General features: G+C 59.5%; 9 protein-coding genes and 1 tRNA gene. 5 read left to right on the plus strand and 5 right to left on the minus strand.

What is annotated here, in order from left to right; genetic code table 11:
- Nucleotides 1-10 precede the first annotated feature (10 nt).
- The gene (locus tag SIB73_RS14755) at nucleotides 11-316 is read left to right on the plus strand and encodes a YciI family protein (RefSeq protein ID WP_413403957.1); all 306 of its coding nucleotides are present in this window, start codon (nucleotides 11-13) and stop codon (nucleotides 314-316) included.
- A gap of 3 nt (nucleotides 317-319) precedes the next feature.
- On the opposite strand, the gene lipA is transcribed toward SIB73_RS14755, so the two are convergent.
- Nucleotides 320-1,198, minus strand: a complete 879-nt coding sequence (gene lipA / locus SIB73_RS14760; protein WP_413403955.1) for a lipoyl synthase — start codon at nucleotides 1,196-1,198, stop codon at nucleotides 320-322.
- 18 nt (nucleotides 1,199-1,216) lie between these two features.
- Here lipA and SIB73_RS14765 point away from each other — a divergent pair.
- Nucleotides 1,217-1,290: transfer RNA gene (locus SIB73_RS14765), tRNA-Pro, on the plus strand.
- A 16-nt stretch (nucleotides 1,291-1,306) separates the two neighbouring features.
- Here the strand turns inward: SIB73_RS14765 and cobJ are convergent.
- Both cobJ and SIB73_RS14775 read right to left on the minus strand, forming a co-directional pair.
- Nucleotides 1,307-3,196 carry a precorrin-3B C(17)-methyltransferase gene (gene cobJ / locus SIB73_RS14770; protein WP_413403953.1) on the minus strand — a complete coding sequence of 630 codons (1,890 nt, stop codon included), beginning with the start codon at nucleotides 3,194-3,196 and terminating at the stop codon, nucleotides 1,307-1,309.
- On the minus strand, nucleotides 3,180-4,481 hold the full coding sequence (locus SIB73_RS14775) for a hypothetical protein (protein ID WP_413439650.1): 1,302 nt from the start codon (nucleotides 4,479-4,481) through the stop codon (nucleotides 3,180-3,182). The genes cobJ and SIB73_RS14775 overlap by 17 nt, the downstream gene beginning before the upstream one ends.
- Nucleotides 4,482-4,961: 480 nt before the next feature.
- On the opposite strand from SIB73_RS14775, the gene psaA reads away from it, so the two are divergent.
- Both psaA and psaB read left to right on the plus strand, forming a co-directional pair.
- Complete coding sequence (gene psaA / locus SIB73_RS14780; protein WP_413403948.1) at nucleotides 4,962-7,268, plus strand: photosystem I core protein PsaA; 2,307 nt, start codon at nucleotides 4,962-4,964, stop codon at nucleotides 7,266-7,268.
- Nucleotides 7,269-7,290: 22 nt separating this feature from the next.
- A complete protein-coding gene (gene psaB / locus SIB73_RS14785) occupies nucleotides 7,291-9,498 on the plus strand; it encodes a photosystem I core protein PsaB (RefSeq protein ID WP_413403946.1) in 2,208 nt (735 codons plus the stop codon).
- A 131-nt stretch (nucleotides 9,499-9,629) separates the two neighbouring features.
- Here the strand turns inward: psaB and SIB73_RS14790 are convergent, their stop codons facing one another.
- On the minus strand, nucleotides 9,630-10,556 hold the full coding sequence (locus SIB73_RS14790; RefSeq protein ID WP_413403944.1) for a cupin: 927 nt from the start codon (nucleotides 10,554-10,556) through the stop codon (nucleotides 9,630-9,632).
- 154 nt (nucleotides 10,557-10,710) lie between these two features.
- Between SIB73_RS14790 and SIB73_RS14795 the strand changes: the two genes are divergently transcribed.
- A complete protein-coding gene (locus SIB73_RS14795) occupies nucleotides 10,711-11,046 on the plus strand; it encodes a hypothetical protein (RefSeq protein WP_413403942.1) in 336 nt (111 codons plus the stop codon).
- Between the two features lie 3 nt (nucleotides 11,047-11,049).
- On the opposite strand, the gene SIB73_RS14800 is transcribed toward SIB73_RS14795, so the two are convergent.
- The gene (locus tag SIB73_RS14800; protein WP_413403940.1) at nucleotides 11,050-14,187 is read right to left on the minus strand and encodes an efflux RND transporter permease subunit; all 3,138 of its coding nucleotides are present in this window, start codon (nucleotides 14,185-14,187) and stop codon (nucleotides 11,050-11,052) included.
- Between the last annotated feature and the right edge of the window lie 11 nt (nucleotides 14,188-14,198).

Below are 14,198 nucleotides of genomic sequence, written 5' to 3' on the forward strand. Positions count from 1 at the left end.
CTTCCGCACCGTGCCCTGGTTCATCAAGACCGAAACCTTCACGCGGGAAACGGCCGCCCTGACCATTGAGCAGAAGCGGCCTCACCTCGAAGCTCATCGCCAATGGGTGATGTCCCAGTGCAACCGCGGACGTCGTATCCACAGCGGTTATCTGGTGGATGATGAGCATCGGCCGGGGGGCGGCGGGCTGTTGCTCTTCGAAGCCAGCAGCTTCGAAGAGGCTCACCGCTGGGTACAGGCCGATCCGATGCTTCAGGCCGGCCTGGTCACCTGGCAGTTGCAGCAATGGATCCAGATCGGTGGGGATGAGCTCTGATCGTCAGCGTGGGTGGCTGATCATCAGGCGCTGCACTTCGCCGGCGTGATAGCTGCTGCGCGTCAGTGGACTGCTCACCACCTGCAGGCAACCCAGCTCTTCTTCGCCAATGCGCCGATAACTTTCGAACTGTTCCGGAGTCACAAAGCGGTTCACCTGTAAGTGCCTCGGTCCGGGGGAGAGGTACTGGCCGATGGTCACAATGTCGACGCGGTGGGCTCGCAAGTCGCGCAACACTCCGATCACCTCCGCATCGTTTTCTCCGAGACCCACCATCAGTCCTGATTTGCTGTAGGACCTGGGCCATCCATCCCGCACCCGTCTCAGCAGCTCCAGAGAGCGTTCGTAATTGCCCTGAGGTCTGGCTCGTCTGTAAAGGCGTGGAACGGTTTCGATGTTGTGGTTCAGCACGTGAGGTGCGGCGTCCATCACCGTTTCCAGTGCGTCCCAGTTGCCGCAAAGGTCGGGGATCAGCAGTTCGATTGTGGTGAATGGAGAGCGTTGTTTCACCTGCTCGATGCAGGCAACGAACTGGCTTGCTCCTCCATCGCTCAGATCGTCTCGGTTCACCGAGGTGATCACAACATGCTTCAGTTTCAGCCGCGACACCGCTTCACCAAGACGCTCCGGTTCGGTGGGGTCCAGCGCTCGAACGCTCTTGTCGAAGTCGATGTCGCAATAAGGGCAGGCGCGCGTGCAGCCGGGCCCCATGATCAGAAACGTGGCGGTTCCCCCGGCGAAGCATTCACCGATATTGGGGCAACTTGCTTCCTGGCAGACCGTGTTGAGCTTGAGGTCAAGAAGCAGGTCTGCGACAGCTCCGATGCGTTCCCGCTGTGGGGCTTTGACGCGCAACCAGTCAGGTTTCAGAACTGAGGTCATCTTCTACAGTCGGGCCATCGGGATGTGGCGCAGCTTGGTAGCGCACTTCGTTCGGGACGAAGGGGCCGCAGGTTCGAATCCTGTCATCCCGACTGCACCTGGTCGTCATCAGTTCAGAGCGGCACCTGGATAACCCCTGGGGGTGACCATGCGGCCGTCCTGAACGCGGCTGCTGCTGTTTCCAATAACCAACACCGTAAGCATGTCCACGTCATCAGGCCGCAGGTTGCCGAGACTTTGAACACTGACCTGCTCGCCGTTGCGTCCGAGCTGGCGAGCCATCACCACAGGAGTGGTCTCCGGACGTGCGCGAAGCAGAATCTCCTGGGCCCTTGTCAGCTGCCAGTCGCGTTCCCTGGAGCGAGGGTTGTAAATCGCAACCACAAAGTCGCCGGAGGCCGCTGCCTCGATGCGTCGTTCGATCACGTCCCAGGGTGTGAGCCGGTCGCTGAGAGAGATCGTGCAGAAGTCGTGCATCAGTGGTGCCCCTGCCCTGGCTGCAGCCAGCTGCAGTGCGGAGAGGCCAGGGTGCACCTGGAAGCGAGGGCGCTCTGTTTCAGGCAGGTCCATCCAGAGCTCCAGCGCCAGCCCAGCCATGCCGTAGATACCGCAGTCTCCTGAGGAGATCAGCGCCACACGGGCGCCCTGACGGGCCAGATCCAGTGCCTGCATGCAGCGATCCCGTTCACGGGTGAGTTGTCCGTCCAATCGGGCCTGATCGCAGCGACGCAGCGGTTCAAGCAGATCCAGGTAAAGGCCGTATCCCACCCAGAGAACGCAATGGCTGAGCGCCGTGCGGGCGTCGGCAGTGAGCAGTTGCAGTGAGCCTGGCCCGCTTCCCACCAGATGCAGCTCTCCTCTGCTGGGTGCCGAGGGAAGGGCAGCCTCTGCGATCGCCACCGTCACTGCACCCTGTTCGCTGCCTTCGGCATGGAAGATCCGTTTGGTTCGCAACAGCTGTGCTCCGTCTCCTGATGCCAGAAGAGCGGAGGCTTCCGCAACGGATGCTGTGCCCATCTCCGCCTTCACCACCTCAGAGGGCGTGGGCACGGCAACATCGGCGAGGGCAGGGACGCTGAACAGTCGCAGTGGCCAGCTTCGATGCTCACAGAACTGCCGCAGGGCCGGCTCGTCACTCTTGGCCTCAATGCTGCTGATGCCTGCCACGGCCTCCCTGGCCAGTCCTGCGGACTGAAGAGAACGATCCACTGCTCGTTGAATCAGCGCAAGGCTGCTCAAGCGTTCGCAACCGATGCCGATCCAGAGCGTGGCTGGGTGCCAGCGACAGGGAGCCCCGTCGCAGCGTGGACCGATGTCAAGGGCAAGCCCGTGCTCGGAGTCAGCGGTAACGCCGAGATTCTGACCAGCGGCACTGCTCCGCCAGAGGTCCGTTCCTGTCTGCTGAACAACATTGAGGCGTTGTCCAGAGGCCTGGGAGAACATGAGCTCTTGCCATGCTTCCGGCGTGCCGCCACGCACCCATCCCCAGGCTTCTCCGAAGCCGTCGAGAGCCAGTCGCTCCTGGCTTGCTGCATCCCCGGTCAGCACCACCTGCCCGCCCAGTGCTGCAGCCAGTGCATGGGCCAGCTCTTCCGCTCCTGCCGCATGACCACCAATCAGGGGCACGATGTTCCGACCGTGTGCATCCATCACCACCACGGCAGGATCGCTTTGCTTGTCGCTTAACAATGGTGCGATCAGTCGTGTGACGGCACCCATGGCTCCGATCACGATCGTGGGTCCACCACTCAGCCACTGTTCAGTCAGAAGCTGCGAAGCCGGTGCGACCAACAAGTTGCTGGGAAGGGTTTGCAGTGCTGCGGCCGCCCTGGGTGTCATCCCTATTCGATCAGCTTGGCCTGCCTGGCGCAGCTGCTGAAGCAGGGGCCAGGCACTCACCGACAGGCCCAGTGCGAGTGAGGCTCCCACCGGTTGGATGGAGATGGTGTTGACAGCATCCAGGGCTAGCGGCCTCAGTGAATCAGCGCTGGGTGCCATCCTCGTTCACCAGCTCCCTGGCTGATCCTCCCAGGCTGCTGGTGATCCGCAGTTTCTCTGCCTCACCTGTCGGTTCCGCCGTCCTGATACTTCGTTCGGGAACAGCCTTGTCGGCTTTGCCGGCCTCCATCGATTCATCCTTGTCGGCAGCTGACTGATCAGACAGCACCTGCAGCTCATCGTCGGCTGTGATGGCCGGAGGCGAGGAGTCGTTCTGCTCTGGGCGTGGATCCATGGATTGTTTCTCCATGGTTGATTCTTCAGTGGTCGGTGCTTCCGGTGAATGGATCGGTGCTGAGGGATCGTCTTGGAGGGACCTCCCAGTTGCGGAGTCAGTTTCGGTTTCAGAGTCAGGATTGAGCTCACTCTGCGGCGGTGGTGCGCCTCTCTCTGGTGGCTCTTCTCTTTCAGGAACGGCGACGCCGAGCAGACGTGCCATCTGCTCATCGCTCAGCTTTGACTGCATCCAGATCGGGCGGACGCCTGAACGTGTTGTAGTGGCTCGTAACTGATTGTTGAAGACAGGAGTGATGGGATCGCCAAGACCATCCAGCAGTTCCATCTGCACACTGCCGTTTCCTGTGCCTGAAGCTTTCAGCCACAAGGCCTCCTGGCGGTCGACAAGAAAGCTGTCGCCATTCACGCTGATTCTCAGCCTCCAGCTGCCATCCCCCTCCCGCAGGTTCTGCAGCGGGGCATTCCAGATCAGCCAGTCGATCAGCAAAGGCTCACTGCTGCTGAGATCTGAGGGACTGACCACGACAATCCAGGGAGCATCCTGATCCGGCTGCGTTCCTCGGAGCCGCTGCAGAACATCCAGTCGCCACTGGAGGCTGGCCCCCTGAGATTTCACGGCTTCACCCCAGGGCATGGCGGCGTAGGCCGTAAATCGATGACTCCCCGGGCGGAGACCGGGAAGCGTGATCTGCAGTCGATCGTCGTCGGCGTGCGCGAAACGCAGTGGTGGATCGTCGTCGATCTGCAGGGCCACATGGGCTCCAAGGCCCAGTTGTGGATCCTCGGCCAGCGGCCAATCCTGGATCCGCAACGTGAGTTGCACCTCACCGGTTTTCAGCAGAGTTCCATCCGAGGGGCTGATCAGTTCAAGTCGGGGGGTATGGCTGCTGAGAGCTGCTTGCAGTTGCTGAACAGAGCCAGGAGGACTGACTTCCTGAAGTCGCCCAGAAGGTGAAGAGACACTGATGATCTCCGCAGAGCGATCTCCATCGCCTGAACCGTCTGCTCCCCAGGGCCAGGCCTGCGCGGCTGCAGAGGGGACCACCATGACCCACAGTGCAAGCAGAGCCTGAAGCCAGTGATGAAGGTGGTACGTCCGGCCTGATGCCGCCATTGGGCAAAGCTTGAGTCGACCCATTCTGGGCACCGATGGAAGAGGCGCACTATTGGGAATGATTTGCATTAAATAGATCGATATGTGTCGTCTGTTTGTGTTGCTCAACGTGCCTAATCGGGGCCTCCTCGCTGATGCTCGAGCTCGAGCAGATTCCAGGTCTGGACAGGCCCGCTGCCGGATTGAACCTTTGTAACTCCCTGTCGTGTGATGCCTGCTTCCCCTCCTATGCTGCCGCCAGCGGTCCCCTCTCTGGGGCCCTAGCTCCAGTGAGAGTCAGGGTTCATTACTCTGAATACCACTGGCGCCCGGTTGTGGTGAAGCTTGCTGATCCGCATCCGGGGCCCCGGTGATCCCACGGATTGCCGGAGGGGTGTCCCACCACCTCGATCCCGTCCCTCGAGGAACGACTCGATGACCATCAGCCCACCAGAGCGTGGGAGCACCGCGAAGACTCAAGTCGAGAAGGTCGACAATCCAGCGACCTTCGAATTGTTCGGAAAGCCCGGACATTTCGACCGAGCCCTCGCGAAAGGTCCCAAAACCACCACCTGGGTTTGGAACCTCCACGCCAACGCTCACGATTTCGACAGCCACACGAGTGACCTTGAGGAGGTCTCTCGGAAGATCTTCAGTGCTCACTTCGGCCATTTGGCCGTGATCTTCATCTGGCTGAGTGGTGCCTTTTTCCATGGCGCCCACTTCTCCAATTTCTCCGGCTGGCTTGCCGACCCCACCCATGTGAAGCCAAGCGCTCAGGTGGTCTGGTCGGTTTTCGGCCAGGAAATCCTCAACGGCGACATGGGTGCCGGTTTCCAGGGCATCCAGATCACCTCCGGTCTTTTCCATGTCTGGAGAGCCTGGGGCATCACCAATGAGACACAGTTGATGTCTCTCGCCATCGGCGCTCTGGTGATGGCCGGCCTGATGCTGAATGCAGGCGTTTTCCACTATCACAAGGCAGCTCCAAAGCTTGAGTGGTTCCAGAACGTTGAGTCGATGCTCAACCACCACCTGGCTGGTCTGCTGGGCCTGGGCTCACTGTCCTGGACCGGTCACCTGCTGCATGTGTCCCTGCCCACCACGAAGTTGATGGATGCCATCGACGCCGGCCAGCCGCTGGTGTTGAACGGCAAGACCATTGCTTCTGTGGCAGACATTCCTCTTCCCCACGAATTCTTCAATCAGGATCTGCTGGCTCAGCTCTATCCAGGATTCAGTGCCGGCATCGGTGCTTTTTTCAATGGCAATTGGGCTGCATACAGCGATTTCCTCACCTTCAAGGGTGGGATTAATCCTGTGACCGGAAGCATGTGGATGACCGATATCGCTCATCATCATCTGGCCATCGCGGTGCTGTTCATCGTGGCCGGACACATGTACCGGACCAACTGGGGAATCGGCCATTCCATCAAGGAGATCCTCGAGGGTCAGAAAGGCGATCCCCTGCTTTTCCCGGCAACGAAGGGCCATGACGGCCTGTTCGAGTTCATGATCAACAGCTGGCACGCTCAGCTTGCTCTGAACCTTGCAATGCTCGGCTCCTTGAGCATCATCGTTGCCCAGCACATGTATGCGATGCCTCCCTATCCGTACATGTCGATCGATTATCCGACCCAGATCGGTCTGTTCACCCATCACATGTGGATCGGTGGCTTCCTGATCGTCGGTGCTTCAGCGCACGCAGCCATCGCGATGATTCGCGATTACGACCCCGCCAAGCACGTGGACAATGTGCTGGACCGGGTGCTCAAGGCCCGTGACGCTCTGATCAGCCACCTCAACTGGGTGTGCATCTGGCTGGGCTTCCACAGCTTCGGTCTGTACATCCACAACGACACGATGCGTGCTCTGGGGCGTCCCCAGGACATGTTCAGCGACTCCGCGATTCAGCTCAAGCCCGTATTCGCTCAGTGGATTCAGGGTCTTCACGCTGCAGCTGCCGGCAGCACCGCACCCAACGCCCTTGCCGGCGTCAGTGAAGTGTTCAACGGTTCGGTTGTGGCTGTAGGTGGCAAGGTCGCCGCTGCTCCGATCCCTCTGGGCACAGCGGACTTCATGGTTCATCACATTCATGCCTTCACGATTCACGTGACGGTGCTGATCCTGCTCAAGGGTGTTCTTTACGCCCGTAATTCCCGTCTGATTCCAGACAAAGCGAACCTCGGTTTCCGCTTCTCCTGCGATGGCCCCGGTCGAGGAGGCACCTGCCAGGTGTCTGCCTGGGACCATGTCTTCCTGGGTCTGTTCTGGATGTACAACTCCCTGTCGATCGTCATTTTCCACTTCTCCTGGAAAATGCAGAGCGACGTGTGGGGTGCGGTGAGGCCCGATGGCTCAGTCCAATACCTCACCAACGGCAACTTCGCCAACAGCGCCATCACCATCAACGGTTGGTTGCGTGATTTCCTGTGGGCTCAGGCCGTCCAGGTCATCAACAGCTACGGCTCCAACACAGCCGGCTACGGAATCATGTTCCTTGGTGGTCACTTCATCTGGGCATTCAGCCTGATGTTCCTCTTCAGTGGCCGCGGTTACTGGCAGGAGCTGATTGAGTCCATTGTCTGGGCTCACAACAAGCTGAAGGTGGCCCCAGGCATTCAGCCTCGTGCGCTGTCCATCATCCAGGGCCGTGCTGTCGGTGTTGCTCACTATCTTTTGGGCGGCATCACTGTCACGTGGTCCTTCTTCCACGCCCACATCCTTGTGGTGGGCGGCTGACCTTTCCTGAACTTTCCCTCTAATGGCAACGAAATTTCCTTCGTTCAGCCAGGGTCTGGCACAGGACCCGACAACCCGCCGCATCTGGTACGGGATCGCCACGGCTCACGACTTCGAGAGCCATGACGGAATGACGGAGGAGAGGCTTTACCAAAAGCTCTTCTCCACTCATTTCGGGCATCTCGCCATCATTGGCCTCTGGGTTTCGGGAAACCTGTTCCATATCGCCTGGCAGGGCAACTTCGAACAGTGGGTCGCCGACCCTCTGCACGTGAAGCCCATCGCTCACGCAATCTGGGATCCCCATTTCGGTCAGGGCGCCATCACCGCCTTCACCCAAGCGGGAGCCACATCGCCTGTGAACATCGCCTACTCAGGCCTGTATCACTGGTTCTACACAATCGGCATGACGACGAATGCCGAGCTGTATCAGGGTTCCATCTTCATGATGATCCTGTCGGCCTGGGCACTCTTCGCCGGTTGGCTGCACCTTCAGCCCAAGTTCCGCCCGTCACTCGCGTGGTTCAAGAATGCTGAGTCACGTCTGAATCATCATCTGGCTGTCCTCTTCGGTTTCAGCTCCATCGCCTGGACCGGACACCTGGTGCACGTGGCGATTCCTGAATCAAGGGGTCAGCACGTTGGTTGGGACAACTTCCTGAGTGTGATGCCTCACCCCGCCGGTCTTGGACCCTTCTTCACCGGCAACTGGGGTGTGTATGCACAGAATCCCGATACTGCGGGTCAAATCTTCGGTACTGCCGAAGGCTCCGGTACTGCGATTCTCACCTTCCTTGGCGGTTTCCATCCCCAGACCGAAGCCCTCTGGCTCACCGACATCGCTCACCACCACCTGGCGATCGGTTGCTTGTTTGTGATCGCTGGTCACATGTACAGGACCAACTTTGGTATCGGTCATTCCATCAAGGAAATTCTCGAAGCTCACAATCCTCCAAAGGGCACCCCAGGCGATCTCGGCGCCGGTCACAAGGGTCTTTACGACACCTTGAACAACAGCCTGCACATGCAGCTCGGCCTGGCCCTTGCCTCTCTCGGTGTGGTCACCTCTCTGGTGGCTCAGCACATGTACGCGATGCCGTCGTATGCCTTCATTGCCAAGGCCTACACGACACAGGCTGCTCTGTACACACACCACCAGTACATCGCCATCTTCCTGATGTGCGGTGCCTTTGCTCACGGAGCGATCTTCTTCATCCGTGATTACGACCCCGAAGCCAACAAGGACAATGTTCTGGCTCGGATGCTGGAGCACAAGGAGGCGATCATCAGCCACCTCAGCTGGATCACCCTCTTCCTTGGCTTCCATACGCTTGGTCTTTACGTTCACAACGATGTCGTTGTGGCGTTCGGAACCCCCGAGAAGCAGATTCTGGTTGAGCCCGTTTTTGCCCAGTTCGTTCAAGCTGCTTCTGGTAAGGCGATCTACGGTTTCGACGTGCTGCTTTCCAATTCCGCTGGTGCTGCCGCCAATGCCAACGCCGCCTACATGGGCGGCTGGATGGATGCCATCAACGGCAGCACCGACGTGTTCCTGCCGATCGGACCTGGTGACTTCATGGTTCACCATGCCATCGCTCTGGGTCTGCACACGACCACTCTGATCCTGGTCAAAGGCGCTCTGGATGCCCGTGGTTCCAAGCTGATGCCTGACAAGAAGGACTTCGGTTATTCCTTCCCCTGCGACGGTCCCGGCCGTGGTGGCACCTGTGACATCTCCGCCTGGGACGCCTTCTATCTGGCCGTCTTCTGGGCTCTGAACACAATCGGTTGGGTCACCTTCTACTGGCATTGGAAGCATCTGGCCATCTGGCAGGGCAATGTGGCTCAGTTCAATGAGTCCAGCACCTATCTGATGGGCTGGTTCCGCGATTACCTGTGGCTGAACTCCTCCCAGCTGATCAACGGTTACAACCCCTTCGGCAGCAATAACCTTGCCGTCTGGGCCTGGATGTTCCTGTTCGGCCACCTCGTCTGGGCGACTGGATTCATGTTCCTGATCTCCTGGCGCGGCTACTGGCAGGAGTTGATCGAGACCATCGTCTGGGCTCATCAGCGCACACCGCTCGCCAACCTTGTTGGCTGGCGCGACAAGCCAGTGGCTCTGTCCATCGTTCAGGCTCGTGTTGTGGGCCTCGCCCACTTCACCATCGGCTACATCCTCACGTATGCGGCCTTCCTGATCGCATCGACATCCGGCAAGTTCGGCTGATCGATTCTGATTGCCCATATCGCTAGGGAAATCCTCAATTCACCCCTGTCCAGCTGACCTGGCAGGGGTTTTTTGTTGGCTGAATCTGAACGGTGCAGAACTATTCACCTGTTCATGAGCTCAGCTGTTCATCAGCCGCTGAACAGAATGTCGAGCGTTCTCAGATAGGTATGCAGTCCTGCGTCCTGAATCGGCAGCACATAGGCATCTGCATCTGACTCGTTGTGGTGGGAATGCCAGTAGCCCGGTGGAGTCACAAAAGCGGCACCAGCTGCCCAATCCTCCCTGTGCGGGTCACGGATTTTTCCCTGATCATCAAGCTCAGTGCCAATCAGGGTGTAACAACCGGGCTTGCAGTCCACGGCGAAGTCCAGGGCGATCGACTGGTGTCGGTGAGGCTTCTGTTCCTGCTCTGCTGGAAGAATGCCGAGCATGGCCCAAAGGGTGTGGCTGGCTGTTCTTGTTTGTGGAAACGCTGAATTGCCCAGCAGCACGCTGACCCGGTTGGCACGGGCGCCGCTGGGGCTGGCCGCGATCTCAGCCAGTCGCTCCTGGCTGTCGTGATGGCTGTAAAACGTTGGCTTGAAACGGGCTTCATTCGGAGACACACCCAGAAAACGCAGCAGTGGTGCGTCGTGCACCCAGTAGAGAGCCGCTTTGCCTGAGCAGCTGTGGATGGCGTCTCCCCCGGCGGGAAGAACGAGCATGTCGCCCTTGCTCCACCGGAAGTGTTCGCCACAGGCTTCAGTGTCTCCCTGGCCATCGGCCACGAAGAACAACTGGCTTGTTGCCACAGCTGCGGTGCGCAGCCCTTCGCCATCCAGTCGGATGAAGTTGGCGCACAACGATGGACCGGTGGCAGGTCCACTGCACTGCAGTTCTTCGCTCAGATCCAGAGGCATCACAGCACTGCCTTTCTGGGAAAAGAAAGCCGGGGAAAAGGAGCGATAGGGAACAGCACTCGTCAGTCCGCTGCGAATCGGATTGGCCGCTTCGCCGTAGGAGAAATAACGAGCTTGAGCCGATGACGCCCGGCGATTCGTTGCGCTTTTCAGCATGCCGTGACGTCTCAGCCCTTCATGGAGCACACACCCTACAAATCCGTGCCTCGCGTCTTCATATGCAAAGCGTCATTGCTTCAATCGATTTCAGTCACGTTTTGATCCCGCTCTCCGCGTCTACTGGAGCTTCAACGTCTTGATTGAGTTCTGAATGTCGTTTCCCTCCCTGCCCCCAAGACTGGAGCTCGTTGTGCTGCTGGTTGGCGTTGCGACCGGTTACAACCTCACCTTGCAGATTCTTCCAAGAGAGCGAATTGACCTGGCTCAGCTCGAGGCGGATGAGCGGATTGCTGAGCGAACAACACCTGGGTCGACGTTCGCTCCGAAGACCTTGGCTTCGAAGACCTTGGCTCAGAAGCCATTGGTTCCGCAAACTTTCATGCCCATCGCGAGCTCAGAATCGGTCGCTGGATCGTCGTCGTCAGCCACGTGCCTGGTTCCTCCCGGGGGTGGCCCGGCGCTGAACGAACGCTTTGAGCCCTGTTGAACGTCAGCCGTCCAGCTCCGGTTTTGCAGGGGTGACTTTTCGCCAGCGCTTGAACAGCAGATAGGTGGCAGGCACGATGAACAGTGAGAGCAGCGTGGACACCAGCAGCCCGCTGAACACAACGGTGCCGATACTGATGCGACCGGCGGAGCCTGTTCCGCGGGCAAGCAGCAGTGGCAGAAATCCCGCCAGCGATGTCACCGCTGTCAACAGAATTGGTCTCATCCTGTTGATCGCCGCTTCCTCGATCGCCTCCATCAATTCGATCCCCTGCTGCAGCCGCTGATTGGCGAATTCAACGATCAGGATCCCGTTCTTGGCGGCCAGGCTCACCAGCACCAGCAAACCCATCTGGGCATATACGTCGAGTGTGAGGCTGCGCAGCTTCAGGCCGATCAAAGCTCCCAGCAGTGCCATCGGCACTGTGAGCAGAATGATCAGCGGATCCACGAAGCTTTCATAGAGGCCCGCCAGCAACAGATACACCACCGTGACTCCGAGGGCGAACAGTACCCAGGACACGGACTCAGCTCTCGTTTCTTCTCTGGCAAGCCCGGTGAAAGCCAGCGCCAGGTTGTCTCCGCCGGTCTTGTCACTGATGGTTTTGAGGAGATCGATGGCCTGGCCACTGCTGATCCCGTCTGCAGTGATGGCAGTGATGCTGATCGATCGGTTCTGGTTGTAGTGGGTGATTCGATTCGCCCCTGAATCACGTTTGAGTTGTGCAACGTTCGCCAACGAGACAAGGTCGCCGCTGCGGTTGCGCACCATCAGGCTCTTGAGATCCCCAGGCTTGCTGCGGCTCGTTCCCTCCAGCTGGATGTAGATGCTGCGGATTTCCCCTCCTGAGAAGGTGTCATCGATGAAACGGCCTCCGATGGCGGTTCCGATGTCCCTCAGAGTGGGACCAACCGGGAGGTCCAGCGCTGCCATCTGGCTGCGGTCAAGTTCAAGCCTCCACCGCGGTGAGCTTGCATCGAAGCGGGTGCTCACCCGCTGGAACTGTCCGGAGTTCTGGGCAGCCAGGATGAACTGCTGAGCCTGATTCTCGAAATCCTGCAGGCTGAGCTGGCCACCACTGCGATCCAGCAGTTCCATCTGCAGGCCCGATTCACTGCTGAACCCCCGCACTGTGGGGGGCGTGGTCACAATCACCTGAGCATCGGTGATGCGTCGTCTCAGCTCGCTGTTCAGACGTTGTTTCACGGCTTGGCTGCTGTTCTGCCGCCCAGGGCGTTCTTTCAGGGGTGAGAGGCGTAGATAGAAAGACCCGGTGTCCTCGCCGCTCTGTCCGAATGAGTTTCCGGCATAGAAATTGCCGCTCCGGACCAGGGGTTCCTCGGCAACCACCTCGCGGATGCGTTCCATCACGGCTTCGGTGCGTTCCAGGCTTGCTCCCTCCGGCAGCGTGAAATAACCACGCACCTGGCCCTGATCTTCGTCGGGGATGAAGGAGGTGGGGATCGTTGCCAGACCAATGCCTGTGAGCATCAGGCCTGCCAGCACCAGCGCAATGACGGTTCTGCCCCGTGCCAGCCAGACCGCCAGCAGCCTTGCGTAAAGACGTTGCAACCGGGCCATGCCCTCACGCAGTCTGCGACTGATCGATCTGAGCGGTGCTGGCAATCGTCCGTCACCCTTCCCAAGCACGCGGGCGCAGGCCATCGGTGTGAATGTGAGGGCATTGAAGGTGGAGAACAAGATGGCGCCGCTGATGGCCAGGGCAATCGGTTGATATAGGCGGCCAATGGAGCCAGGGATCAGCAGAACAGGCAGAAAGACAGCAGCCAGAACCAGAGATGTGGCCAAGACTGCGCCCGCAAGTTCTGCCATGGCATCTTCCGCAGCCCCCTGTGGCTCCTGGCCCTGCTCGATCCGGCCTGCGATGTCTTCGCTGACCACAATGGCGTCGTCGACCACGATGCCAGTGGCCAGCACGAGGCCGAACAGGATCAGACTGTTGAGATTCGACCCGCTGAGGCGGATCACCACCAGACTGCCGATCAGTGCCACAGGCACTGCCAGGCCTGGGATCAAGGCAAGGCGCCAGCGTCCCAGAAACAGCAGCAGCACCAGCAGCACCAGCAGCACCGCATCCCGGAGGGTGTCTCTGGTGCGATCGAGATTGGCCCGGACGGTTTCGGCCACATCGAAGATCATCTGCACGTCCAACCCGGGGGGAAAGCTGCTTTCCAGGCTTTTCAGCCTGTCCTGCACCGCACGGCTGACATCCAGAGCATTCGATCCATCCCGCTGGAAGATGCCTACAGCCACTGAGCTTTCGCCCTGAAGATTGAGAGCACTGCTGCCGTAGCTGCGTTGGCCAAGTTCAACGCGACCCACATCCTTCAGCCGAATCAGGCCTCCGTTGTCAGTGCGTTTGACCACCATGGCCTCAAAGTCGGCCTGGCTGCGCAGACGTCCTTCGGCATCAACCGGCAGGCTGAAAAGCTGTCCTGCCGGAGCAGGAGCCTCCCCAAGATTTCCCACCGCGGCAAGAACGTTCTGCTCTGCCAGAGCGTTTGTGATGTCGTTCGTAGAGAGACTGAACTGCTCCAGGCGACTGGGATCCAGCCAGAGCCGGTAAGCGAGCTCACTGCTGCCGAACACACGAATGTCACCAACGCCAGGAGTGGTTCGCAGGCCTTCGCTGAGACGCTGCTCGAGCCAGCCACCGATGAAGATCGGTTCATACAGCCCGGGGGGGGCGCTGAAGCCGAGGATCAGCAGCAGATCATTGGTTGAGCGGTTCACATTCAGCCCCTGCCTGGTCACGGTCTGAGGCAGTCGTCGGCTGGCCAGGTTGACCTCGTTCTGAACCTTGATCGCGTTCAGTTCTGGATCGCCTGACTCAAAGCGCAGGCTGAGACTTGCACCGCCCTGACTGCTGCTGGAGGTCATGCTCTCGAGGCCGTCCAGGCCACTGAGCTGGTTTTCCAGCACTGCCGTGACGCTTTGCTCCACCACTTCCGGTCCTGCGGCAGGAAAACTGGCTCTCACACTCACGCGTGTGGGTGCCAGCTGGGGCAGGTCCTCAAGCCCGAGGCCCACCAGTGAGACCACACCTGCAAGCAGCACTAGCAAGCTGCAAACAATGGTGAAGACGGGCCGTCTCAGAAATGGCTGGGAGATGGACCGCAAGTCGGAGTCCG

Origin of the sequence: Synechococcus sp. MIT S9509 (genome assembly GCF_047303035.1) — a bacterium.
In the GTDB taxonomy this organism is placed as follows: Bacteria; Cyanobacteriota; Cyanobacteriia; order PCC-6307; family Cyanobiaceae; genus Synechococcus_C.

Coding starts and splice junctions, on each gene's coding strand:
- psaB (WP_413403946.1), top strand. CDS start 7,291: ATGGCAACGAAATTTCCTTCGTTCAGCCAGGGTCTGGCACAGGACCCG.
- psaA (WP_413403948.1), top strand. CDS start 4,962: ATGACCATCAGCCCACCAGAGCGTGGGAGCACCGCGAAGACTCAAGTC.
- cobJ (WP_413403953.1), bottom strand. CDS start 3,196: ATGGCACCCAGCGCTGATTCACTGAGGCCGCTAGCCCTGGATGCTGTC.
- SIB73_RS14775 (WP_413439650.1), bottom strand. CDS start 4,481: ATGGTGGTCCCCTCTGCAGCCGCGCAGGCCTGGCCCTGGGGAGCAGAC.
- SIB73_RS14795 (WP_413403942.1), top strand. CDS start 10,711: ATGTCGTTTCCCTCCCTGCCCCCAAGACTGGAGCTCGTTGTGCTGCTG.
- lipA (WP_413403955.1), bottom strand. CDS start 1,198: ATGACCTCAGTTCTGAAACCTGACTGGTTGCGCGTCAAAGCCCCACAG.
- SIB73_RS14790 (WP_413403944.1), bottom strand. CDS start 10,556: ATGCTGAAAAGCGCAACGAATCGCCGGGCGTCATCGGCTCAAGCTCGT.